The following is a 26140-nucleotide window of genomic DNA, read 5'->3' on the forward strand; positions in this document are numbered from 1 at the left end:
ACAACCCACAGCTATTCTCTGACTTTTTTCCATACCATTTCCATATTTTTATTGATATCATCTAAGTTTTTTATTGTATTAAATATTATACCTGTTTTTGTTTCTGGCACCGTTGAATCATTAAACATATCAACACCTATTGTTAAAGCACCTGTCCCGATTGTTATTACTCTTGGATCATAAACAAAATTTCCAAACTTATAATTAATACCTTCTGTTACTTGTACTGGCTTGCCAGTAGATACAAACCTACCGCCTTGCATCATTTTAAAATTTCCAGTACCTTTGCTGTTCATTATTTGTTCGTATATCACTTTATTCCCCGTTATATCCATACTACGAACTACATACTCTTTACCGTTATGTCTTAATATACCATCACTACCGAACTTTCCTCCCTTTGGGGTATTGGCTAATAGTTTTTCGTTTATTCTTTCAGTCATTCCTATTTTAGAGATATTTTTAAAATTTCTATTTATCACCGCTGCTTTGTTTATTTTTTAATTTTACATTTGTAAAATTTAACGAATTCTTACTTTTTTCAAATTTAACTTTTTGCTTCTTTTGTTTTTTAGGGTTTCTATTTTGTGGTTTATCTGATATAAATTTTTCAGGTCGAAAGGCCCAAAAAAACACGCTAATAGTAGAAATCAATGAAAAGATGCAAAAATAAACTAAATATCCATTTGATTTGTAAATTATGAATTTAACAAGAAAGTAAAAAACAATAACAATAGGAATAAAAAATAATATACCTATTTTTAAAATTTTTATATTTTTAGATTTATTATAAATTATATAACAATGGCGAATAAACTTAAAACAAAAATATAGTACAAGCAAACCCAAAAAATATAAGATAATCCAAGCAACTAATGGGTAATGATTGGCTAAATATACGATTAAATCTACGATTTTATATTGAAATTCTCGCCAGAAAGCATTAAAAAAATCATTCATTACCACTACCGCCGATAGTATTGCCTTTTATCGTATTGCGAAGTTCATAATTTGCTCCTTGAAAAATTGTATACCTAAAAATATTTCCACCATTTTCTATCATATTATTTAATAATTTATCTTCCCTATTTATTGATTTTGTATTTAAAAAATCTCTCCATTGTTTTGATATTGCCCCAATTGAATGCTTTACTTCTCGCAAAATTTGAGAAATTTGATGCATACTTAGTATCATCATCTCTATTTTTGTTTATATCTCTATGATCTTGTATATCCATCGATCTTTGGTTTTCATGAGTTATGGTTTTTACTAGATCTTTCATATCGGTTATGTTTTTGAAATTTATATAGCTAGCACTGGTTTGCAAACTCGTATAACCTTTTATTTCTTCGTCATTATATCCTCTTTCATTTTTTGTACATAAGGCTGTGCGGTATAGTCTTTCTCAAAGCTTTCTTGAAAGCCTTTAAGAAAATTCTTTACAAAGGCTCTACTATGAAGCTCTTCATCTTTACTGTTAAGCTTACTGAAGCTTAATGGCAGTAGCTGGATATTCCTTGGGGTATTTTAAAGGTAACCTAAAATAAAAGATAGAAACAAGAATTTAAAACAAATTTATTTTTATGGTATTAAAATGGTGATGGCTTTATAATCGTTGGAATTTTTAAGAGGCTGTTCCACTTTAGTAACTAAGCGTTCCACTCTTAAAGGAAATTTTAAAGAAAGGAAAGAACAAAAGTATCACTGCTAGTGCCTAAAATAGTGTGTTCTGGTGTCACGGGGGAGACTTGAACTCCCGACCTCCGGCTTATGAGGATTTTTTATATGAGCTCACAAAAGCCTGAAATACGCACTTTAGACGATTTTTTACTTAGTCATTACATAAAACTGTTCCATTATTGACCGGTTGATTATTAAATATGGGACAACACTTAAGAGAGCGAAACGGTATATATTACTACCGAGCCACACTTGCTCCAAGCATTAGAAAATTTTTTAACGAAAAACGAGAAATTTGCTTCTCCACATCCACTAATCTCTTGGAAAAAGCCAGAAAAAGGGCTAAAATTCTAGATAATAATCTTTACCTGATAAAAAGGGCGGTTCACATGAATCTTAGTGATAACATAATCCAATCTTTTGTAAATTCGTTTATGAAAGTAAAGCTTAGCAAGAGCATTAAAGAGCACTCTCTTCTTAATAAGAAGATGGATGTAGAATTTCTAAATGCGCTCAATGACTACTTTAAACAAAGTTTGATAGATGGTGATCTACCTCAAATTTTAATTAAGGATATAAGCAATATCACTAACACTGCTGGCGCTCTTGGTGGTAAGGATAAAGAGAACATAGGGCAAACTCTTTTAGAGAAGAATATACTAACGCTTAACTATCTTGTATCAAAGCTTGAGAAGAGCAGCGTGCTCTTTAATGACAAGCGTGAGCACTGTTTTCTCGAAGATGATTCTAGTGATAACTTAGCCAAACATGCCAAACCTAGTTCGTTTGACGCTAAGGACATAGCTTCATTTCAAGAAAATATAAAAGAGCTTGAAGATAGTGGCTGTTTGCCTATTACAGATGGACAGCTTAAGGCTATGGCTCAGAGGATTAGCGAAACGGTTTATGCCATACTAGATCAAAAGTATGGCTCGACCTCAAATTTAAAGCTAGTAAAAACAAAGAGGTGTGATAGAAGCATAGAAGATATCATAATGGATCCAAATCCACCAAAAAATATCAAGATAAAATTAGATGACGATAGTAGCTTTAGTATTTTTAATCCTAGCGCCCAAGTAACACAAGAGTATGAGATTAGAAAAACATTGCAAGTGGCATCTGGCTCTAGCAATCAATTCTCAACTTTAAATTTAGAAGATCAAAAGAGCTTAAAAGATGCATTCGAGATATTTGAGACAAACACTAAAAGAGCTGACAAGTGGTCGCCAGATACGCAAAGATTAGTTACTGGCGTAAAAAAGCTCTTATTTTTATACTTTAACGAAGATACACCAGTTCATAAGATCACAAGAGATAACTTGCTTGAATTTAGAGATCTTCTTTATAAAATTCCAACTAAGCTAGCTCAAAAGAGTAGGTATAAAGATAAAAGTTTATCTCAGATACTTAAGCTAGGAGAAAAGGACGATAAACTCTCTGAGCCTACTATCCAAAAATATATGATAAGGGTTATTCAGTTTTTTAACTACTGCTTTGATAGCGGCTATATAGGTAAAAGCATAACTGCAAAAATGAATGTCAAGATAGACATAGACCCTAGCGAAAGGGCGGTGCTTCCATACGATGTATCAGAAGCTAGGAAGATCTTTGAGATAGTAACTAGTATCAAACAAAGTGGTAAATCGCCAAGCTCAAGGATAGAGGCGAGTGAGCTCTACTATGTTACAATGATAGCTGCCTATAGTGGCATGAGGATAAAAGAGATCACACAGCTTCATAAGGAAGATATAACCTTAAAAGATGGAATTTACTGCTTTAACATAAACACAAATGATGGCAAAACCACCAAGACTAAAAACAGCATTAGGTTTGTGCCTATCCATAGTAAGCTCATAGATCTAGGCCTGCTAGAATATGTTAATAGCAAGAAAAGCGGAAATATATTTAAGGTAAGCAATAAGGACTTCTCTGAAATTTTTAGAAGCCAGATCCAAAGAAAGTTTATAGACAAAGACTCTAAAAAGACCTTCTACTCTTTTAGGCACTACTTTATAGACTATCTAGTGCAGCGCGAGGTAGAAGCTAACCTTATAGCTCAGATAGTAGGACATGAAAAGCAGTATAAAATTTTGCTAAACACTTATGCCAAGCCTATTAATGCAAACACACTAAAGAGTAAAGTAGAGATGGTATCGTATGAAAATGAATAGGGCCAAATTTCAAAGCATGAGATTTAAGACTATTCTTATATCTTATTTAGTATTATTTTAGGTATTAAATAAAGGATAAAAATGCAAACCATACGCAAAGCAATATCATATGGCACAGCACTTAAGGAAAAGAAGTTGAATTTTGAGGCTAACTACTCTAAAACTAAATGCTTTTATATTTTATAAGTATTGTTATATAATTCATAAAAATTAAAAAGGTTTTTTTGTGACTTACAGAGTAGGAAGTTTATTTGCTGGAGTTGGTGGTGTGTGCCAAGCATTTAAAAATTCAAATTGTAATGTTGTATGGGCAAATGAAATTGATAAAGATGCTTGTAAAACTTACAGATTGAATCACGTCAGCACCAACCTCATTGAAGGAGATGTTAAAAAGTTAAATGGTAAAAATTTAAGTGATATAGATATATTAACAGCAGGTTTTCCTTGTCAGCCCTTTTCACTTGCTGGACATGGCAGAGGGTTTGAAGATGAACGTGGTAAGCTTTTTTTTGAAGTATCAAGATTACTAAAAGAATTAAGGCCGAAAGCCTTTTTTTTAGAGAATGTTAAAACCATAGCTTCTCATAATAACGGTGAAACTTTTAAAACCATTAGAAATGAGATAAAAAGAGCTGGATATTCTTTTATACCATTTATATTAAACGCTGCAAAGTATACAGACATACCACAGGGAAGGGAAAGAATTTATATTGTAGGCTTTAAGGATGAAGACGACTATTTATTTGAAAAACCTATAAAAGAAAATATAAAAGAAACGGAACAATCCAATCTACTATCTAGCAAGTTTAAAATTCCTAAAGAAACAAATAAGAAACCAAAAAGTATAAAATTCTTTCTAGATAACTCGTGCGTTACCTTGACTGATATTTATAACGACAAAAATAATAAAATTCACCGTAAAGTGATAGAGAGTGTAGTGGATGAAAATATTGTTTATCAGTATAGACGCTATTATGTTCGCCCTAATAAATCAAATGTGTGCCCTACTCTAACTGCAAATATGGGTGCAGGTGGACACAATATACCAATTATATTAGATGATGGTGTAATAAGAAGATTAACCCCAAAAGAATGTTTTAATTTACAAGGCTTTTCAAGGGACTTTATACTCCCATCAAACATATCAAGAGCACAGTTGTATAAGCAGGCTGGAAATTCTGTTGTTGTGCCAATGGTTGAAAAAATTGCAAAAGAGATTGTAGCGGTGTTGGATGGATCCGATAGAAATTAATCCAAATGTTGCAAATTTTATCAAATCGCTTCGCGACATAGGGTATACTTTCGAGGTAGCAGTTGCAGATATCATTGATAACAGTATATCAGCTGGCGCAAATGATATAAAAATTTATGCCATACAGCATCCTGAACCGTTTTTTTGCATTCTAGATAATGGTGCGGGAATGGACGAAGATGAACTAATAGAAGCTATGAGGCTATCATCAAAAAATCCAGATGAGAAAAGAAATGATATCGCACTTGGTAAATTTGGTTTAGGTCTTAAAACGGCTTCATTTTCTCAATGTAAAAAACTTACCGTTGTATCAAAAAAATGTAATCAGATAAACATTAAACAATGGGACTTGGACTATATCTCTAAAAGCGATAAATGGCTACTTTTGACGCCTGAGTTGAGCGAGTATAAAAATCTTGAAATCTTTAAAGATTTTTATAAAAACGATAATTCTACTCTTGTTGTATGGGAAGATATAGACAAAATCGAGCAAATTTCAGAATGTTTAGAACCGCTAAGAGAGCATTTGTCTTTGGTTTTTCATCAATTTTTAGAGGGAGCTGACGGCGCAAGAAAAATAAAAATATCCATCAACAATAATCCATTAATGCCTTTTAATCCGTTTAATCCAACTCACGATGCGACCTTTATAAAATCTACAGAAATAATTAAATACAACGAAAAAGAAATAAAAATTACTCCATTTATTTTACCGCATCATTCAAAAGTGACTTCATCGGAATGGGAAAAATATAGTGGAAGAGACGGCTATATAAAATCCCAAGGTTTTTATCTATACAGAGCCCACAGGCTACTTGTTTACGGTAAATGGTGGGGTCTTCTTAAATCTAGCGATACAACAAAGCTTGTTCGTATAAAGATTGAAATTTCAAATGATCAAGACGAGTTGTGGAATATTGATGTAAAAAAGTCTATCGCAAATCCGGTTGCCGGCTTGAAAGATGCGCTCAAAAGAGTTGCTTTATACTCCATAAAAGACGGAGTAAAACCCTTTTCTACTCGCGGTCGCAAAATAAACGATAAAAATATTATTAGATTTTGGGATTTAGTTTGCGAAGATAGCAAAATCTATTTTGTAATAAATAAAGAAAATCCGATACATCAAAAATTATTAGATTTATTGGATTTGCAAACGAGAGAGCTATTTCAGCTATATCTAAAGTCACTTGAGGCATGCATGCCATTAGAAGCTATACAGGTGCAAGTCCAGCAAAAGCCACATAATTTTAGACAAGAGGATATTATTTCAAATACAGAAGTGGTTAAAATACTGGAACATCTAAAAAATATAGGGCTTAGCGAAGATGAAATAAAAAAAATAGAGATTTTTAAAAAACATAAGGAGCTGTTGGATGGAATATAGTTTTTATGAAAAGGTTTTTAATTTTTCAAAAAATAATTTGATTGTCAAGTATTCTAAACAAAATGGGGTTTTGCAAGAGGAAGATATTGACAATGAAGTATTTCGAGCAAGAAAAGTTATTGAGTCCGACATAAAAGTTGATATATTTAACGAAGACGGCAATCTTTCAATTAATGATTATAAAAAACTAAAAGAGAACTTAGAAAAATATTTTAATATCAAGATGAGTGTAGGTTTGGTAATAAAAGGTGATGAACAAAAACTACGCAATACGTCTTGGTATAGTATAAACACAAAAGCCAATAATAGTAATTTTTACTGGGATAGATTGGAAAAATTTTATAAAGGCTTCTTACCTCCGCAAGTCATTAAAACTGTAGATGATGATACTGATATGATAATGAATCAAATTGGAGATCCGAGAGAGAATAAATTTAGTGTATACGGTATGGTTGTGGGGCATGTTCAATCTGGTAAAACTTCAAATTACGCTTCATTGATATGTAAGGCTGCCGATATTGGTTATAAATTTATAGTTATTGTTGCTGGAGATAAAAACAATCTTAGAAACCAGACCCAAATTCGTATAAATGAGGCTTTTGTTGGTAAAAATGACTCAAAAATAGTCGGGGTTGGACTTGATGATCTGCCTAATGCAAATAGAATGCAACCTATTAGCTTAACTACGGAAGTGAGCGATTTTAATACAAGAGACGCACATAAAAATTCACAAGGTATAAATTTTGATAATATCAATACACCCGTACTTTTGGTTATTAAGAAAAATGCGAGCACTCTTTCTAATGTCATAACATGGATCAAATCTCATTATAATAATAAAATTTCAAAACATGCCATGTTGCTGATAGACGACGAGTCTGACTATGCCTCCATAAATACAAAAGAACAAAGCGATCCAACTACCATAAATAAAGAGCTGAGAGCCCTTTTGGAACTTTTTGAAAAAAGCTCCTATGTTGCATATACTGCTACACCTTATGCAAATATTTTTATAGATCACACAATAGAAGATGAGCAAAGCGTAAAAATTAAAAATATGAATGAGCAGATTTCTAAAGATTTATTTCCAAGAGATTTCATATATGCCCTTGATGCACCAACTAATTATTTCGGTGCTGAAAAGATTTTTATAGATAATCCTGGTAAGTATTTAATAGATATTAATGATTATAATGAAAAAATTCCTTTAAACCACAAAAAAGATCACCTTATATCTGAATTGCCGAAAAGCTTACTTGAGGCTATAAATATGTTTATACTGAATGTTGCAATAAGGGATTTAAGGGGACAAGTTAAGCACAATAGTATGCTCGTTAATATTAGTCGCTTTTCTGATGTACACGAAAAAATTGCATGTTTGATAGATGAATATTTAAAAGCGTTAAAAAATGATATTAATGCTTTTATTTTACTTCCAAATTCGGTAAAACAAAGTAGCTTGATACTAAACTTAAAGAATATTTTTGAGACAAAATTTGATATTGAATTCTCATGGTTAGAGATTTCAAAAAAATTATCTGAAATTGCAACTAGTATTCTAGTAATAGAGGTTCACCAAAAGAGTAAGAAGCCACTTAAATATAATACTGGCGAAAGAATAAATGTCATTGCGGTTGGAGGACTTAGCCTGTCACGTGGCTTTACTCTAGAAGGACTCAGTGTTAGTTATTTTATAAGAAGTACAATATTCTATGATACGCTTATGCAGATGGGTAGATGGTTTGGGTATAGACAAGACTATGAGGATTTATGTAAAATTTATATGCCAAAAGATATTCAAAACTATTTTAAATTTATTATTGAGGCTACGAATGAGCTTATGTATAAATTTAAAGAGATGGCGGAAGACGGTCTAACTCCTTATAATTTTGGACTAGCTGTCAGACAAGATCCAAATAGTCAATTACAAATTACAGCCAAAAATAAGATGAAAAACGCAGAAGAAAAATGTATTTCATTGGATTTAAGTGGAAAGCTAATAGAAACCGTAAGATTTGCTAAAAACCCACAACTACACGATAATAATTTAAATATTTTAAAAAAGTTTATAGAATCACTTAATAGAGGTAGTAAAAAAGGAAGTGCCACTATATATAACAGTATAGATAAAATGAAAATATTAAATTTTATAGATAGCTTTAATGTTATAAAAGCACATATGCATTTAGATTTTATAAGGACGTATCTGGAAGATAAGAATACACTGTGGGATGTTGTTCTTTATGGAGGAAAGGGTGTGTTTTTAGAAAAATTTGGGATAAATATGGAAGAGCGCTCAAAATTGCAAGACAGAGGTGATTATATAGAACTTGGGAATAGAAAACTATCGGCAGGAGATCCTGAGAAAGCATTACTAGATGATGAAATTTATGAACAAAGCAAGAAAGAAAAAAGGGGCGACAGGTCTTCATTTTTAAGAAAAAATTTGAAAAATCCAATTTTAATGTTACATATACTAGACACTAAAAACAATCAAATCGGCTTTGGTTGCGATATATTACCAGCCTATGGCGTTTGTTTTCCTAATGATGGTGTTTGTAGTAGCTCTCAAACTATTAAATATTTAATCAATAAGGTATATCAAGAAGAGATACTTTTTGAATTTGAAGAATTAGAAGAGCAAGATGATTAATCCTTGGAATGATATGAAAAATAATACCAGAAGAAGGGTTAATGGTGACAATAGATATGATATTTTTTGGATAGTGGATTTGGATGGAAGATATACTTTTGGCATTGAACTAGATTTTTGTATAAAAACTAGTAAAAAGAGTATAAAATTTATTGGTTTAAATACACTAAGAAAAGATTTTAAAGATGCTACCAAATTTTATATAGCACTAAACGATAATTCCAATTGGCAACTATTTGTATTGGTTTGCAACGATATTATTTCTCTTTTAAATACTTGCAATAATAATGAAAATGTTTTAGACAATATAGAAGCAAGACTCCTAAAATGGAAAAAATTTTTTATTTCAAATGATGATGATTTTGGGACAGAAAGGCAAATGGGGCTATTTGGTGAACTTAGTTTTTTAAATAATATTGCAGCTAAACAAGTTGGTTTTGAAGAGGCATTAAGTTCTTGGGTTGGGGCAGATTTTGATAAACAAGACTTTTTATTTAATGACTGCGCTGTTGAGATTAAAACGTATAAAGCTTCAAAGTCACCACATATTATAATTTCATCTGCTTATCAACTTTATACAACTAAAGAAAAATTATATCTCGCAGTATACTCTTTATCTATAAATTCGCAAGGACTTAGTGTTGAGGATATCATAAAGAGTATAGAAGTAAAGGTCGCTGACGTAGAATCATTTTATAAAAAGCTTTTTTCGTATGGCTATAAATCAAATTTCCAAGTAGAACTATTAAAATTTAAAATAGATAAAATTTTATTTTTTAATGTAGATAATAAATTTCCAAAAATTACTTCCATAGATATAGATTCCAGAATTCATAACGTAAAATATACAGTAGATTTATTAAAATGCAATGAATTTTTGTTGGAGAGAATAAAACTTTAAAGGCAAAAAATGGTTAGTTTATATGACTTTCATCAAGATTTTATGCAGGATATCGTGAGTCAAGCCCAAAGCCGAGGTATAAGCAAACAAGAAGCATTTTTTGAGTCGGTCTGTGACTCTCTTGTTGACGAAGGAGAGCTATCGCAAGACTACATGATTGCTGAATACAATAAAAGAGATATGGAAGTAAGTGGATATGACTTTGATGTAGAGCGTGGTAAGCTTAGCCTTCTAGTGCATTGTTTTTTTCAAAGTGATGATATACAAACTCTCATAAAAGCGCAGATAGAATCAAAATTTAAAAAGCTGGAAAATTTCCTTTTAAGGAGTTTCCAAAAACTTTATGATACTATGGAGGAGGGTTTTGAGCATTACTCAATGGCCTATAATATATATTCGTATTTAATTAAAAATGAAATTAAAAAAATCCGCCTTATCATTATAACAGATGGAAAAATTACTAAAAATTTAGCAAGCATCCCAAATAAAGTACTATCTGGCATTGATGCGGAATATCGCATCATAGATATTGAGTTTTTATATAAAATCTATACTATAAATAACTCAAAAAACAACTTTGACGTTGAGGTTGATTTGCCGGCGCTTGTAGTAGACACGCCGGCGAAAGACTACAGATCTTATTTAAGCGTAATAGATGGTAGGACAATAGTTGAAATTTATGATACATTTGGCTCTAGACTTTTAGAACAAAACGTCAGAACTTTTTTGCAGTTTAGAGGCAACGTCAATAAGGGGTTGCGAAACACTATAGAATATAAGCCAGAGATGTTTTTCGCATACAATAATGGCATAACTGCAACAGCTAATGATGTTATTTTACAAGATGGCAAAATTATAAAAATATCAAATTTTCAGATTGTCAATGGAGGTCAGACCGTATCGGCCATATATGCTTCAAGTAAAAATTCAAAGCTAGACGTATCAAAAATTTATGTTCAGATGAAACTATCTGTAGTTGCTGACGCCGAAAAACAAGATGAATTTGTCTCAAAAGTTAGCGAATACGCAAATACCCAAAACAAGATAAATCAATCGGATTTCTTTTCAAATAGTCCTTTCCATAAAGATTTCAAAGAATGCTCAAGAAGAAATTTGGCACCAGCTGTTGATGGAATACAAGTAAGAACTCATTGGTTTTATGAGAGGGTAAGGGGCGAATACTTAAATGAACAAGCATATTTAAGTGGCACAGATAAAAAGAAATTTCAAATAGAAAACCCCAAGTCACAACTTATAGATAAAACATTTTTAGCTAAAAGCGAAATCGCTTGGCTACAATCGCCGGATATTGTATCAAAAGGCGCACAATATAGCTTTATGGCTTTTGCAAAACATATTACTCAAATGTTAGAAAAAGATGAGCTTTGTATAACGAGCAACTATTTTAAAGAAGCAGTATCTAGAATTATAATGTTTAAACAAGTTGAAAAACTTGTTTCTTACGCCACTTGGTACAATGGTGGTTATAGGGCACAATGCGTAGCCTATACCCTATCGTACTTATCGTATTATTTAGAAAAAAATAGATTATTTTTAAATTTTTCTAAAATATGGGATGAACAAAAAATATCTAATAATTTAGAGAATATAATCTCTATAGTTGCTAGCAAAATATATACTAACATAACTAACCCGCCGGAAGGCAATGCAAATATAGGTCAATGGTGTAAAAAGAAGTTATGCTGGGATAGTATAAAAGATATTGAATTGAGTTTAGAATTTGATGATGAGATATTAAGTAGTGCAGAAGAAGAAAAGTATATAAAAAAAGAAGCAAGAAAAGACAAGAAACTTGATGACAATATAGAAGTTCAATCGTTTGTCGTTAAATTTAAAGATTGGGACAAGATTTTAAAATATTATGAAAAAGATGAAATAAGACACCAAATATCTATGAAGCAAATGGATATATTGGCAAAAATTGCAAATGGAAGTATAGGACTTCCTTCTATAAAGCAAGCTATTATTTTATATGATCTTTATGAGAATGCTATAAAAGAAGGTTTTTTGATATAATGGCTATATTTTATACCAGTCAATAAGGATATACTTCAGTAATTGTATGTATAGTGTTAAAACTATTTTGGAAGCTATACTTCTTTGATTGTAGATAAAAATGAATCTTAACTGAATATTAAAAATGTATAAAATTAAATAGAAGAGAATTTTTGGTATTCCTTTTTAAGTGTCGTGCTTCAAGATATCAAGTTCATGGTATGTTAAATTTAGGATCTTGCGTCAGGATGTACCGAGGGCTTGTAACCCTAGAAATATTGTCTTAGATTTTGAAAGTCTTTATTTGTATATTAGCTTATTTGATTTATAAAATTATACTAATCGCTCTGTCCGGTGGTGTTAATCTATATATACCCAATAATTTTATTGGTGTAATAGATTTATTGTGATTATAATGAAACCATTTATATCTTATGGTAAAAAATCAAAATAAGGTTTATCTTATTTTGATTATGCTAAGCCTATTAACGCTAACACGCTAAAGGCTAAAGTAGAGATGGTGTCGTATGAAAATGAATAGGGTCAAATTTCGAAGAATGAGCTTTAAGACTATATTTATATCTTATTTAGTATTATTTTAGGTATTAAATAAAGGATAAAAATGCAAACCATACAAGCAAATTTTACAGCTAGTATAAGCGAGCTAAAAAAGTCTCCAGCTCAAATTTTAAAACAAGCTGGAGATAATGTCGTAGCTATACTAAACCACAATGTCCCTAGCGCATATCTAGTACCTAGTGCTGTCTATGAAAAAATGGCAGAGATAATAGAAGAGTATCATCTAAGTAAAGCAGTAGACGCTGCTTTAGCAAGTGGTGAAAAACCAGTAAAAGTAAGCCTAGATGAGCTATGAGTTAGAGTTCTTGCCAAGTGCTTTAAAAGAGTGGCAAAAGCTTGACAATAGCATAAAAGTGCAGTTTAAAAAGAAGCTAAGTGAGCGTCTAGAAAACCCAAAGGTTGCAAAGGACAAGCTACGAGGCTATGGAGATGTCTATAAGATCAAGCTAAGAGATGTCGGCTACCGCTTGGCATATCAAGTAAAAGATAGCGAGATCGTAGTGCTTGTGCTAGTTGTTGGCAAAAGAGAGAACAACGAAGTATACGAGATACTAAAGGATAAATTTAACCAAGCATAAAGCTAGACTTTTAGTCATCTGTGATTTGCTAGTAACTAATTTCATGTTACTAGCTTGTCCTATTTAAAGCGCTATTTTGTTATGAGCATAACCCCTATAAATTTATTATTTTATTTTCTTAATCTCATACTGGACTAAATTTCTAAGAGAAAATTTAAAAGCTACAAAAATTATATTATATATTTCATAGTATTTTTAAAAAATACGCATTTTAGGGGGCTGAAGCCTACCAAATTCCTTGTTTTAGACTGTAAATTTTTATAAAATAACCTTAAAAGATATTTAAAGAGTAAGTCTGCCAAAAAATTTATAACATAGGATTTTTTGAGTGGCTTCTTTTTTAGATTAGGAGAAAATTTACGTGAGTTCTGAAAAGACAAAAAAGCGCAAGGTAACCAAAGTCATAACTAAAAGACTTAGGCTAAGCAACACAGAATGGTCGGCAATTAATGATAAATTACAAGAAAGTGGCCTAACTTTCTCAAAATTTGCTCTAAGAGCTATGTTATCTAAGCAGATTCATGCACCAATCAAGAGGGAGCTTTTAACTGAACTGTCTAGACATGGACAAAACATAAACCAAATAGCCGCCAAATTAAATAGTGGACAAAGCCTGGATAGAGTTGGTATTGAGATCATAGCAGACGATAATGATATTTTACATAAAGTTTATGAAGCATTGGGTAAATAATATGTTGCTTGATTTGCCTTGTACCAATACAAATAAAGGCGCTAGTGATGCTAGTTAAATTTCTTCGTACTTATACTGGTGGTGGCCTTGGGAGCATAAATTACCTTTTAAATGAAAGAAAGGCTGCTGGAACAGCAAGAGTTATAAAAGGTGATGAAAATTTAACTAGAGCCATTATAAAAGGCATCACTTATAAACAAAAGACCTGTTTTGGTGTTTTATCATTTGAAGAGAAGCACGACTTTCTGACTGAAGAGCAGAAATTAAAAATTATCAAGGATTTTGAATATGCTCTTTTGGGTGAGTATATGCTTGAACGTACAAATGTATTATGGGTAGAACACTCAGACAAGGATGGTAGGCTTGAGTTAAATTTCCTGGTTTCCAAGATTGATCTTAAAACAGGAAAATCATTTAATCCATATTTTGCCAAATATGATCAAACTAGAATAGATCTAATTAAAAAGATCATTAACGATGAGTATGGACTATCAAGTCCAGATGATCCAGCAAAAGAACAAACTATATTATCTAGCAAGAAAAACATCAATCATTATAAAAATTTAGAAGAGCTGGATCAAAAGTTGCACGATCTAGTTAAGCAAGGTTCTATTAAAAATAGAGATCATGTAATTGAGCTTCTTACACAAAGTGGTATCGAAATAACTAGAATCAACAAAAAAGGCATGACGATCATACTGCCTAATAAAAAAACAAAAAATCGTCTCAAAGGAGGAATATACGATGCAAATTTCACAAGCACTCAAAGACTTGGAGAACTCAGCCAAAGCTCAAGCAGAAGAATTAGAGAATTCCATGATAGAAATACACAAAAAGAGTGTAGAGAAAATAGGCGAAAACTTGAGGAGCTTATTGCTAAAAGAGATAGATTTAATCAAAAAAGATATGTCGAAAGAACTTCAAAAAGCAATATCCCTACACCGCAAGGACAGATTGGTGATAATCTTACTATCAACGGCTATCGCACTAATATTGGGAGCAGTGGCTGGCTGGATGGTAAAAGAGAAGAAGTTAGAGAACGAAATGGTTTGGACGATACCAAAACAATGGAGATACAGCCGACCTGCTGCGGACAAGACCCAGAGAGAGTATTACATATCGATTCCAAAAGACGAAGAGATAATAGAGAACGAGAGCAGGAAATTTATACTAATGAAAATGGAGTAGAGGATGACAGCATTAGAGAAAGCATTACTAGAAGAGAACGAGCGCTTGACGAAGAGGATCGAAGACGAAAGGAGCAAGCACGAATTAGAAATAATGAATTTGCAACAAGACTGCGAGAAGGAGCTTGTGATATTACGGACAAATGTGACAGAGCTAACAAAGAAAGTCAAGAGCTTGAACAAAGATTGCAACGACGCCTTAACGGAATCTTTGCAACAACAAAGAGATATGTACGAGAGTTCAATATCTCGTTTGAAAGAAAAATTAGAAAATTCAGAAAGAGAATTCCAAAATTTGAGAGAAGAATACGAGAGCTTACAGATAGAGTACAAGAGGCTGCAAGAATATGTAGAGAATTTATAGAGGAGCGTGAATATACCCAGAAAGCCAGCATAAATCACCATATGGGTGATGTATGCAATGAAAAGACTCAAAGTCTAGATATGTTTTAAATATAGAGACTCTATTAAGTTTATTGCATAATCATCTCATTTATCACTTCCAAAACTATATTTATTACACTGCCATTTTAAAAATCTACTAAAATATATTTTGGAGACCACAAAAAAATAATTTAGTCTAATTATTTTTTATACTTATGGCTACCTTAGTAAACTTAATATTTTATTAAAAATAGCCTATCCTGCATGGCCATTTTTAATTAAGAAAATATTTTTTAGCGTGGGTCAAGGGAGCGGCAAGCTCTCCTTGCGAGCCTCTATGGAGCTGCGAATGGTAACATTTTGTAGCTACATAGAGTATGCTCGCCCTAATATCTGAATTGAATTTTGGCGCATACTAGAATTAAACCAGTCCCACCAAAGAATGACTTAAAAAAGTAAAATTTGTAATTCTTGCGGTTGGTATATTTGTCACTTGCCTATCTCGGCTGATAAATTTGGATAGTCAATTATTTTATGGTTACTTTAATTAAAACTTAAAAAATAAGAATCTAAAAAAGTAATTTTGCATCTTTTATTGATTTTTGATATTAGGCTTTAAATTAATAAATTTAGCCCATAGATATTATTTATATTGATTGATTTTTTATTTTTGTGGGTTGGAATATGTTTTGCTTGGTATCATACAAGAAGCTAGGAGGCAAATCATGAATGATATTAGCATCTTAAGCACCAATGTAAATTCATACACTAAGCAACAACACAAACAAGATAGGACTTTAAATTTTAGTGATCTCTTTAACCAAAAGACCAAAGAAAAGATTAGCGAGCCAAGCCAAGAGCCAGCTAAATTTACTTATACCACTTCTTCACAAAATAGTCTCACCTCTTTAAATTTTAACGACCTTCAAGCTTATGGCTACACAGTAGATAAGGCTGGCTTTATGGGAGCTGACTTTAACAAAGCTGCAGGCTTGCCGCAAGACTTTAAAATCCATAAAAGCACGCTTGATGAGCTTAGCCGATTTGCCGAGCGCAACCATGTGCTAAACCGTATCAGGAGCAAGGACGAGCAGATAAAGATCTTTGATAACATCGATATGGCCGACACTATAAAGCACTACTACAGACTATTTGACCAAATGACGTCTAGCGCTTTAGGTGATGATAAAAAGAGCTACACCCTTGCAGATATAGGCAAACTACCAAAAGGTTACAGCACAAAAGGCACTCACTATGATGCCAAAGGACACTTGCTAAAAGATCTATCAAACTCTACTATCTCAAACATCTACTCTAGCGCCGATGAGCTAAATAGCGCCAAAACTCTTAGCAAAGAGCTATCAAGTGCAGGCGTTAGGCTCATAGTAAAAGGGGTTGATTTTACGATGAGCGAGGCAGGTGATGAGTTTAGTTTTAATCCTGATATCTCTTTTTATAAGTTAGATGAAGGTTATAGCAAAGAGGCTCTTTTTATGGGATTTTTACGTAGTTCTAGACCGCTACCCAGCGATAGTGCGAAGACTAAGCTAAGTAGCGCTGCCTTAAATGATATCTCAAGTACTGGAGAGTATAAAGAGTACTTTGTGGACTTTGAAAAGGTTGGCAAAGACAATGAGAGTATAAAAGCACTCATAAAAGAGAGACTTAAAGAGCTAACACTTTTGATGTATGCAAGATCAAAGAACACTAATGTAGAAAGTGTTTCCTCAAACGAATATGAGAAATTTAAGCCAACTAGAGAGGATTTAAATTCTCTAGCAAATTCTTGGAGTGAGAGGATAGGCTCTATTAGCAAGACTTTTGTGTAGAGATAAGTCATATATAAACTAAATTGTTGAAAGGTCGATTTAAACAAAAGAGATTTTCACTCAAATAAATTTTTGAGAAGTCACTAGGTAGTTTAAAACTTATTAAGGATAGTAAAATGCAAATTTCTAACTCGCCGTATCCTTATCTGTCTAGAGAGCACATAGCCAGTGAGATGGGGTTTAAATTTAACGATATAAACGAGATCCTTGATAACAATATGGGATATGGTATGAGCTTTCCTAAATATGCAAGGCTAGATAGAAAAGCTCAAGCCGAGGCTTATGATAGACATATATATCCGCTATCTGGCTTTACAAAAGGCAATGAAGCAAAAGTCACTATCATAGGAAAGCTTAGAGGCTATGATCCTGATTTTACAAGCGAGCAGCTATCAGATCTTAAAAATTTCATAAATGAAAGCAAAGGTTTATTTGTAGAATACATACAAGGTCAGCAAGCAAAACCAGACAATGATAAGCCAAAAATTTTAAGAGATACCGCATATACTGTAAATGATTTTTTAAATGAATATCGTGGCAATCGCCAGCTGCTATTTATGCAAAACTCAAGGACTGTTGATCTACTTGATAGCGATATGAGCGTTGATGAGTTTAAAGAGGAGTGGGCTAAATATGCACTAAAAGAGCGGTTTAATATAACTTTATCTGGCGAAGATGCTAAAAATGCTGTCAATATACTAAAAGAGATGAATGAAAAAGGTCTTCAGGATATAGAGAGCGTTGAAGAAGAAAAAGACGACACCAAAGAGAAAAAATTTACTCCTATCCAAGCTGAAAGCAAAAACACTGAAACTTATGACATTACTAAGGATGAGAAATTTTCATATTTACTCAAGCTTCAAGAACTTGAGAGAGAACGAGGTATCGATGTGCTTCGTATCATGCAAAAACTTGAAGAAAATGGTAAAAAGGTTGTCGATAAAAAGGTTTAGCTTTATATCTAGCACAAGCTGCTACTAAGTTACCCTATGACAAGGTAGAGAATGATCTGTTCTGCTTTATTTATTAAGCCATCTTATTTAAAATTTGCTTCTTATCTATCTTTTGCATAAGCTCTAAGACATCTATACCTCTTTTTTCTTTGAAATTTAAAAGCTCTCTTGCATAGAGAAATTTCTGATCCTTGTTTATATCATAGGTCTCATACTTCTTCTTAACCTGCATAGGTTTAAATTTCTTCTCAGCCTGCTCTTTAGCAAAATTTGCATTGTATTCTTGTTCTTCTTTGATTATCTGCTTTCTTTGTTCTTCAACATCCTTTGTTGCTTTTTCTCTTGCTTTGGCAAATAAAGTCTTAAATTCATCTATGCCTAGATCAGTCCTTTTTAAAAGGTTAAGAGATTCATCGTTATAGTTTGGATATAGAGAAGACATGCTATCCATAAATGCTCTTAGGCCAGCCTCCTCTTCTTTTGTGCCAAGACCTATCATCTTACCTTCTATTGTTGGTTTGCCGTCTATAGAGTTATCCCTCAGAAAATCCATATAGCCTTGAAGTTCCCAATCTATCGCTTTTTCTATGGTTTCTGGATATTTTCCGTATAGAGCTCTTCGCTCTTCTGGAGAGTATTTGTTTGATAGCATACTATCTATTTTATCTATGGTTTTTGTTATCCAGTCTTCTGTTCCTTCTTCTATACCGATTATCTTATCTAGTCCAACACCAAATGGTCCTTGCATATAAGCATCAACTTTAGCTTTCTCCTCTTCGGCAGGTAAATTTTTATTGCCGTGAGCTATGTAGTCATCTAAAATTTCTTTATATTGCATCGATCCATTATAGGTAGTAATAAACATTTCAGCTCCCCCTACGCCTTTATATCAACTTCTCTTTTTATACCAAGCATATCTACTAGGTATTTTCCAGCTGGGTTTTCATTTAGCTCTTTTACTAAATTTAAAGGTGGCATACTAAATTTCAAAAAGTTATCCATAAAGTCCTTACTCTTCTTGCCATCTTTGTCTATCTCGCCAAAAAGTAGCTTTAACATTTTTAGATTGCGCTCCATCATCTTTTTAAATGAGAGTTCGTCTTCTTCATATCCCCTACGTCTATCTTCAGGAGTGCTGACAAAGCCACTTTGCAAGTCGATATAGACAAAGTCTCTTTTGGATCTAATGTGATCTTGCATATATTTAGGCATGCCTGCTATATCGTTATCAGTAGCATTTATAAAGCCAGGTCCAAATTTCATCTCGCCCATAAGCTCGAACAGCTCAAATGCCCTATTAAATTCCTTGCTATCTACGCTCTTGTCATAGCCTTCTCTTTTGCCTTTTACTGTTGTCTCGCCCTCTCTTACATCAAGGTTGTTGTTTATAACGGCTGCTATGAGACCACCTTTAGTTATAGAGCCGTCTTTATTTGTATATTTCTCTCCGTGTGGATCCATAAATACACCGATGATCGTGTTTTCTTTGCCACCATTGTTGTTGTTAAAGATATCTGTTGTTGGCTTTAGTGGCTGCCTGCCATCTCCGCCATTAAAGCTTGGGTTGAAAAAGAGTGTATATACCATTGATTTGCTACTATCTTTGCCGTTAAAATCAGCTGCAGCTGAGCCAAATTTATGAATGGAGTTATGAATTTTTGTTACTTGCATGCTTTGGCGGTTATACTCAAAGCCTTGTGGGAAATTTCTTATCTCATCTAAGCTAAAGCTATCTTTTGAGTTTAGCTTGTCTTCGCCAACTACTTGGGAGAGAACTTTGTAGGCATTATTTACAGTTTTTAGTATATCGATGCTGTCAAAAGTCCTTTGCATATAGTTAGGCTGCGTCTCTATCCTGACTAAAGATTCCAGTGTGCTTGAGTGAATTTTATATTCGCTTGGTATGCCAGCTTGCTTGTTAAACTCATCTGTAAAGTAGCCATCTTTATCTACCTTGTAGCCTAAAACCTTAGAGCTAGTTTGGTTTGTAGAAACTTTGGTTGATACCTTTATGTTCTGCTCTAAATTCAAGGGGTAGCTACCAAGTGCGTTTATCATCTTAGATCCTTTTAGCTCAAACTCACACCAAAGATATCGTCTTTTTTATGAAAAGATTTATTTCGCCAAGGCTTTCTAGTATGCATAAATTTACTCCTAAACTCTTGTATCTACCTTTTTGTAAAGCCTATCTTTGCTAGATAGTTCTTTAAATTTTAGGTCATTTTCAAGGTAGGTAATGTTGTAAATTTCTTTAGTGGTGATACTTTTGCCGTTTTCAAGTCCGATCAGGAATTTGCTTGTAAATTTATCAGAGAGGTTTTTAACTAGCTTTGTTCCAAGCTCTTTTAGACTAGATATCTTCTCGTCTTGCTTTATGCCTATATCTTTAAAGTCAAGTCTATTTAGATCTACATCATTCATGCTCTTAGCATCTAAATTTATACTTGCTCTTTTACTATCTTTGTCATCTTTGCTTATTAGCTTGCCAGTGTCGTTATAAATTTCTTTTACCTCTAGCTCTCTTCCACTATCAAATTTAAGCGTGATAGTGCCATTTTTGTTTAGCTTCATAGCTATTACACTATCTGTGTCCTTTAGAGCAGCTGCAGCCTTGCTCGTATCACTCTCAAAAGCATGCTTTACTTTTTCTAAATTTTCTAGGCTAAACTCAAGCCCAGTTGCTTTTTCAAATTCACTCTCCATAGCGATCATATAAGATGACTTTATGGCTTTTAGCTTTGAGATGAGATCATCTGCGTCTTCTACATCATTTTCTTTTAAATTTTTGCTTACCCACTCTACGTCTTTGCTGTGAGCGCTAGACTCTTTTTGGTAGTCGTTATAAAATTTCATAAAGCTATCTTTTTGATAGCCTGCGTATGAAAAGCTCTTATCTTGTTTAGATCCAGATGGTTTTATGATAGGGTTAAACTCGCTAAGCCTTTTCTTGCCGTCAAAGCCAAATTTCTCATAGGCAAAGTTGCTTAAGCCACTCTCTTCGTTAAATATCTTATTATCCCTAAGATCTACCCAGCCGTCTTGGTCTGCATGGTCTTTGAAAAATTTATTAGTCTCTTCTTTGCCTATCTTTTGGTAGCGATACTCGGCCGAGAAAAGAGTATAAGGGTTTGAGTTGTTTAAACTAACTCTGTAATCAACCGTGTTTTTGCTAGCAAAGTCCATAGCCTCATGGCTTAAATTTCTAATATCCTTTTTGATAAAGTCGTTAAGGTTTATCTCGCTTACAACTTCGCTTAGTTTAAAAATTTTCTCATTTCCGTCTTTGTCGTAGCCTCTAACCTTTAACTTATCAAAGTATTTATCGCCAGAATTTATCACTCCGTCCTTGTTACTATCAAAGTTAAATAAAAATCCATTTGCATCTAGCTTGCCTATACCTAGCTTGTCATTATCGTCATAAAGATCCAAAAAGACCTCCACATCACCCAGTGAGGTTTTTATCGTTTTTTCATAGGCATAGTCATTTAAATTTGTAAATTTAGTATCTGCTACAGCAATGGGCTTAATGGGAGTTTTTGAATTTATAGATGAGAAATAGGTTCTAGTTTGATCCACTTTCCTTAGTGCTGAGGCATCTTCGCCAAAGAGATATTTGTTTTCAAAGTCCTTTTTGTCCCAGTTTCTCCTCTCGATGTCTCTATAAGAAAAAGCTTGATTTAGCCCAATATCTGTTTTAGAGTAGTCTGACTTCACGCCACTGGTGCTGGCGCTTTGGATGATAGAGTAAGTGCTATTTGAGATAAGCTTAGTAGCGATGTCTTTAAGCTCAGACTTTAAATTTGTGTTGTCTAAAGTTTGCACTCTATCTACGCCAAGAAGGACCCTTGAATAGATCATATCTTTGGGTAAATTTATATTTATGGGCTCTAAATTTGGTGATATATTCATTTTAAATCCTTTTAAAATATATATCTTATATCGGCAAATATAAAAAATGTTTAGTAGTATGGGAGCTAAAAGGGCTTAGAGCGAATGCCTTCTATGTTATATTTTTTAAAGCTCTCTTGTCTTCGTCCTCTCATCAAATTCTTTTAAAACATCCATTATCTTACTAGCTAGTCCCTCAAGCGTGTGATCTTTTCTAAGCTTTAAATTTCTAAGCTTTAAAATCCTAGCTAGTATATCTTTTAGATCTTTCTTGCCAGATAGTATCTCATCATAATAAGCCTTTGGTATGCCTATCTCACTTCTATCTTGCTTTGTAAGTATTAATGAACTTTTATACACATTAAGAGCCTCGTCTGTTATCCTTGTTGTGCCACCTTGTAGCACAAGACCTTGCTCGTTTTTTAAAAATGCAACAAAGATTTGCTCCTTTGTATAGCCTTGTTTATTATCATACACAGACATATCAGGCTTGAAGTCATATCCAGCACTACTAACCCACATATAAGGGTTAGTATGCTCAGTTGTCATTACTTCTGGAGAAAAGTCAAGGAAATTTCCATTGACTTCTACATTTATATCACTTAGATCATTTATTAGCTTGCGTGCATCGTTTACGTCCTGCACTGTCCTAAAGATATGAGTTACCTTTTCATTGCTCCTATCAGTTAGTCCATCTAGCTCATCGCTTGTCATCCTACCCATTAGATATTCGAAATGATCCATTTTTTTATCTTTTGAAAAGTAGCCCTTTGGCATCTTTGCTAGATCTTCATTTGAGTAAAACTCTTTACCCTTACTAATAACTCTAGCTGAAATTTGATCAAAAATTTTATAGTATTGCTTTATGGTATCTGCTAGGTCGATATTTGCAAAACTATCCTCTCCAAAGAGCATATTATCCTTTCTTGTATCCATTGAAGTATTTGTATAGTTTGGATGTTTTTGATTGTGTAGCACTATCGCATCAAGTGTGCTTTTGTGTAGTTTAAAGTCCTGTTGCAAGTCTGCTGTTTTGTTAAAGTCAGCTCCCATAAATCCTTTGGCATCTACACTATATCCATAGCCCTCTTGTGAAGTAAATTTGGCCTGGTAAAGAGAACTGATAGCGTTAGATGAAACAAAGTCGTTTTTGGGGATAATGGTTTGGTCTATCAAATTTATATTTGGAGTTTTAGGTAAGAAATTTACAAAGCCTTCGCTTTTTGTCTGTTTTTGGTAGTGCTGTTTTGTTAAGATGGAGTTATAAGAGACTTTCATAGCTTACTCCTTGAAATTTAGCTTCAAAGAGTAAGCAAAAGTTGTGCCGAAAATTTAAGCGAGATAAATTTATGTTTGCTCGCTTTGAGATAAAAATTTTATCTATCAGTAAAAATAAAAGCAAATTTATAGAAAGCATCTTGTAAAATAAAACAATTCTAAAAAACTGTACCACTTTTTTAAAAAGTGTACCATACTTTTAGAAAATTTTAAAGAGAGGGAAACTGCAAAAAGGGCAGTTAAAGTATCGATAAGTAGGACATTTATGGTGTCACGGGGGAGACTTGAACTCCCGACCTCCGGCTTATGAGGGTTTAAAAATAAACCTTGTGTAAGCACCAAAAAGACGGCACACAGCCAGTTTCACACTAGGTATCTGCTACATTTTGCTACAAAGTTATATTGCATAGGTAACAAAGATGCAATATTTGGTCAAGCGAAATGGCATATATTACTTTAGAGTAGCCATCCCACTATATCTGAGGCCTTATTTTGGTAATAAAACCGAATACATAACCTCCTTCCTAACAAAACGCTTTGATACAGCAAAAAATCGTGCTAAGATCTACTCTATAATTTTTAACGCGATCAAAAAGGCATGGAAGATGAATTTGAGCAGCGAACTTATAGAGCACTTGGTGCTTATGCTTTTAAAAGCCAAGGAGGCCAAAAGTATCAAAGAGCATGATATACTTGGCAGATATATAAATTTAGATGGACTACTATCACTAAATTTGTTTTTAAAACAGAGTTTAAAAGAAGATAGCTTGCCCAGTGTAATATCAAAAGAGGTTGATGATATCTGCAAAAAGCTATCTTGCACTGACTCTCACACCAAAAAGCTTCTTGGCAAAAGAGTGCTTGAAGCAACGATAGATAACATAAATCACATATCATATAAGATGTGCAAAAACCAAAAGCTACTAAATGATAAGCAACAGACATTTGTACCACTTGGTAAAAAGCAAAAGAGTGCAAATTTAGATGAAAGCACCAAAGAGAAGATAGTAAAGAGCATCAATGAAGCTAATATCAATAGCTATCAAGATGATATAGAGACTTTAAAGAAGCAGAATTTGGTGCTGCCTTTTACTAAAAAGTCCTTAAAGCACTCTATTTGCGAGCTAACAGAAGCTATAAATGAGCTAGCTAAACAAAAGGGTGCATTAACAAACAATGATATATTGAGGCTATTTGGCTGTGAGCTAATACCAGATGGAGATAACGAGCTAAGCAGTGATCTAAAATTTGGGTATGGAAATTTAAATGATCCTACTTTTGGTGGTCAGATAAAGCTATACAAGGCAGATAAATATGAAGATAAGGGCATAGTTTTAAGTGACATTGAGGCTAAAGACCTTACGATAGATGATACAAGTGATGTTAGTGGCATGACTTTCAATGAGGCTATAAATTTCTTTCAAAAGCTCTTCTCAAATAGAGCTAGAAGCTTTAAATCACAGCTAGTCTCATCTACTAAAAGCGAGAGCAAAGCTGACATGGTCACGCTAAAGAGTGCACTTGAAAACTATGTATCAAACACTAGTATTTCAAACAACTGGAGTGATAGCACATTTGGTCTTGTTAGACATGTAGGACGGCTAATGTTTATGAAATTTGGTGATGGGCTAGATATTAAAAAGATAAAAAGAGATGACTTGCTAAATTTTAGGAATGTCTTACTACAACTACCAACCAAGCTCTCTCAAAATAGTCTCTATAAAGATAAAAGCTTAGATGAGATCATAGCTTTAGCAAAGGATAGACCAAAAATTTCTAAATCAACCATTAAGAAGTATATCGTTAGAGTTAGTGAGTTTTTTAAATACTGCTACGATAGCGACTATATAGATAAGAACCCAGCTATAGATCTGCAAATAAATATAAACCAAGATGATGTTACAAATAAAAATCCTTATGAAGATAGTGATGTAAACGCACTTTTGGATATTGTGAACAAGATCAGATCAAGTGGTGATACTAAAAGTCAAAGAATTAGCAAAGATGAGCTATTTTTCGTTACCCATATAGCAGCTTATTCTGGCATGAGACTAAATGAGATAATCCAGTTAAACACAGATGACATAGTTGAAAAATATAACATAGTATGCTTTAGTTTAAATACAAAAATAGATGTAAAAACAGGCAAGAGTAAGACTTTAAAGACCAGAAACTCTGTAAGGATAGTTCCTATCCACTCTAAGTTAAGTAGCATTGGGCTATTTGAATTTATAGAGAGTAAAAAGAAGCTAGCTAGGAAATGTGGCAAAGCAGTTAGGCTATTTAGCTGTGACAATAAAGACTTTTCTGAGTATTTTAGAAAGAAGATCAATACTAAAGTTATAAAAGATGATGATAAGACAAGGACATTTCACTCATTTAGACACACTTTCATAAACAAGCTCATTCAAAGTGGTCAAAGGGTTGAACATATAGCTGCTCTTGTAGGACATGAACAACAATACAAGATCACCATGAACACTTATGGAGAGCCAGTAACTCCAAAAATTCTAAAGGATCTAGTTGAAGAGGTAAATTTTTATCAAGGAGGGGAAGGGTGAGCGTAGTAAACTATTTAGAATGATGGGATTGTTAACATAAATAGTAAAGGTTGATTTATAATTTAAGGTTATTTAAGATTCTGAAATTATGCTTAATTTTATGACTTTTTAATATTTTGCTATATGTTATTTTATTTATCTTAAACGGATCAAT

20 protein-coding genes are annotated in these 26140 nt (G+C 33.1%); 13 read left to right on the forward strand and 7 right to left on the reverse strand.

The genetic code is table 11. The features are described from left to right. Window positions 1-11: 11 nt before the first annotated feature. The 3 genes from CVS95_RS04825 to CVS95_RS09555 are packed head-to-tail and all read right to left on the reverse strand — an operon-like array spanning window position 12 to window position 1195. Window positions 12-482, reverse strand: a complete 471-nt coding sequence (locus CVS95_RS04825; protein WP_107695765.1) for a hypothetical protein — start codon at window positions 480-482, stop codon at window positions 12-14. Beyond that, window positions 472-960 (reverse strand): hypothetical protein, encoded by a 489-nt coding sequence (locus CVS95_RS04830; RefSeq protein ID WP_107695766.1) that lies wholly within the window; start codon window positions 958-960, stop codon window positions 472-474. Before CVS95_RS04830 ends, CVS95_RS04825 begins: the two co-directional genes overlap by 11 nt. Next, window positions 953-1195, reverse strand: a complete 243-nt coding sequence (locus CVS95_RS09555; RefSeq protein ID WP_159071258.1) for a hypothetical protein — start codon at window positions 1193-1195, stop codon at window positions 953-955. Before CVS95_RS09555 ends, CVS95_RS04830 begins: the two co-directional genes overlap by 8 nt. Before the next feature lie 875 nt (window positions 1196-2070). On the opposite strand from CVS95_RS09555, the gene CVS95_RS04840 reads away from it, so the two are divergent. From CVS95_RS04840 to CVS95_RS04895, 12 genes are all read left to right on the forward strand, one after another. Then, window positions 2071-3852 (forward strand): site-specific integrase, encoded by a 1782-nt coding sequence (locus CVS95_RS04840; RefSeq protein ID WP_107695768.1) that lies wholly within the window; start codon window positions 2071-2073, stop codon window positions 3850-3852. 226 nt (window positions 3853-4078) lie between these two features. Continuing rightward, window positions 4079-5104, forward strand: coding sequence for a DNA cytosine methyltransferase (locus tag CVS95_RS04845; RefSeq protein WP_084042020.1), 1026 nt, complete (start codon window positions 4079-4081; stop codon window positions 5102-5104). Then, a complete protein-coding gene (locus CVS95_RS04850) occupies window positions 5085-6488 on the forward strand; it encodes an ATP-binding protein (protein WP_107695769.1) in 1404 nt (467 codons plus the stop codon). Before CVS95_RS04845 ends, CVS95_RS04850 begins: the two co-directional genes overlap by 20 nt. Next, on the forward strand, window positions 6478-9141 hold the full coding sequence (locus CVS95_RS04855) for a Z1 domain-containing protein (RefSeq protein ID WP_107695770.1): 2664 nt from the start codon (window positions 6478-6480) through the stop codon (window positions 9139-9141). The genes CVS95_RS04850 and CVS95_RS04855 overlap by 11 nt, the downstream gene beginning before the upstream one ends. Further along, window positions 9134-10042 carry a PD-(D/E)XK motif protein gene (locus CVS95_RS04860; protein ID WP_107695771.1) on the forward strand — a complete coding sequence of 303 codons (909 nt, stop codon included), beginning with the start codon at window positions 9134-9136 and terminating at the stop codon, window positions 10040-10042. The genes CVS95_RS04855 and CVS95_RS04860 overlap by 8 nt, the downstream gene beginning before the upstream one ends. 9 nt (window positions 10043-10051) lie before the next feature. Then, complete coding sequence (locus CVS95_RS04865; RefSeq protein ID WP_107695772.1) at window positions 10052-12079, forward strand: AIPR family protein; 2028 nt, start codon at window positions 10052-10054, stop codon at window positions 12077-12079. 601 nt (window positions 12080-12680) lie between these two features. Next, entirely contained in the window at window positions 12681-12932 is a 252-nt protein-coding gene (locus CVS95_RS04870; protein WP_009295321.1) for a type II toxin-antitoxin system Phd/YefM family antitoxin, read from the forward strand. Then, window positions 12922-13215 (forward strand): type II toxin-antitoxin system RelE family toxin, encoded by a 294-nt coding sequence (locus CVS95_RS04875; RefSeq protein WP_103576526.1) that lies wholly within the window; start codon window positions 12922-12924, stop codon window positions 13213-13215. Before CVS95_RS04870 ends, CVS95_RS04875 begins: the two co-directional genes overlap by 11 nt. 361 nt (window positions 13216-13576) lie before the next feature. Then, entirely contained in the window at window positions 13577-13906 is a 330-nt protein-coding gene (locus CVS95_RS04880; protein ID WP_107695773.1) for a plasmid mobilization protein, read from the forward strand. A 47-nt stretch (window positions 13907-13953) separates the two neighbouring features. After that, window positions 13954-15546, forward strand: a complete 1593-nt coding sequence (locus tag CVS95_RS04885; RefSeq protein WP_107695774.1) for a relaxase/mobilization nuclease domain-containing protein — start codon at window positions 13954-13956, stop codon at window positions 15544-15546. 656 nt (window positions 15547-16202) lie between these two features. Then, window positions 16203-17306 (forward strand): Cj0814 family flagellar-dependent secreted protein, encoded by a 1104-nt coding sequence (locus tag CVS95_RS04890; protein WP_234400009.1) that lies wholly within the window; start codon window positions 16203-16205, stop codon window positions 17304-17306. Between the two features lie 116 nt (window positions 17307-17422). Beyond that, complete coding sequence (locus CVS95_RS04895) at window positions 17423-18259, forward strand: polyribonucleotide nucleotidyltransferase (protein ID WP_107695775.1); 837 nt, start codon at window positions 17423-17425, stop codon at window positions 18257-18259. A gap of 73 nt (window positions 18260-18332) precedes the next feature. Here the strand turns inward: CVS95_RS04895 and CVS95_RS04900 are convergent, their stop codons facing one another. The 4 genes from CVS95_RS04900 to CVS95_RS04915 all read right to left on the reverse strand — a co-directional run bounded on the left by CVS95_RS04900 (window position 18333) and on the right by CVS95_RS04915 (window position 23425). Further along, window positions 18333-19124 (reverse strand): cell surface protein, encoded by a 792-nt coding sequence (locus CVS95_RS04900; protein WP_413784118.1) that lies wholly within the window; start codon window positions 19122-19124, stop codon window positions 18333-18335. An 11-nt stretch (window positions 19125-19135) separates the two neighbouring features. Then, window positions 19136-20317 carry a Cj0814 family flagellar-dependent secreted protein gene (locus tag CVS95_RS04905; RefSeq protein ID WP_107695776.1) on the reverse strand — a complete coding sequence of 394 codons (1182 nt, stop codon included), beginning with the start codon at window positions 20315-20317 and terminating at the stop codon, window positions 19136-19138. A 96-nt stretch (window positions 20318-20413) separates the two neighbouring features. Then, window positions 20414-22168: a response regulator gene (locus tag CVS95_RS04910; protein ID WP_107695777.1), complete on the reverse strand. Its 1755-nt coding sequence runs from the start codon at window positions 22166-22168 to the stop codon at window positions 20414-20416. A gap of 105 nt (window positions 22169-22273) precedes the next feature. Beyond that, window positions 22274-23425 (reverse strand): Cj0814 family flagellar-dependent secreted protein, encoded by a 1152-nt coding sequence (locus CVS95_RS04915; RefSeq protein WP_107695778.1) that lies wholly within the window; start codon window positions 23423-23425, stop codon window positions 22274-22276. 419 nt (window positions 23426-23844) lie between these two features. Here CVS95_RS04915 and CVS95_RS04920 point away from each other — a divergent pair, with 419 nt between their 5' ends. Then, window positions 23845-25986 (forward strand): site-specific integrase, encoded by a 2142-nt coding sequence (locus CVS95_RS04920; RefSeq protein ID WP_107695779.1) that lies wholly within the window; start codon window positions 23845-23847, stop codon window positions 25984-25986. Window positions 25987-26140: the final 154 nt, after the last annotated feature.

Source organism: Campylobacter concisus (genome assembly GCF_003048905.1).
Lineage (GTDB): Bacteria > Campylobacterota > Campylobacteria > Campylobacterales > Campylobacteraceae > Campylobacter_A > Campylobacter_A concisus_V.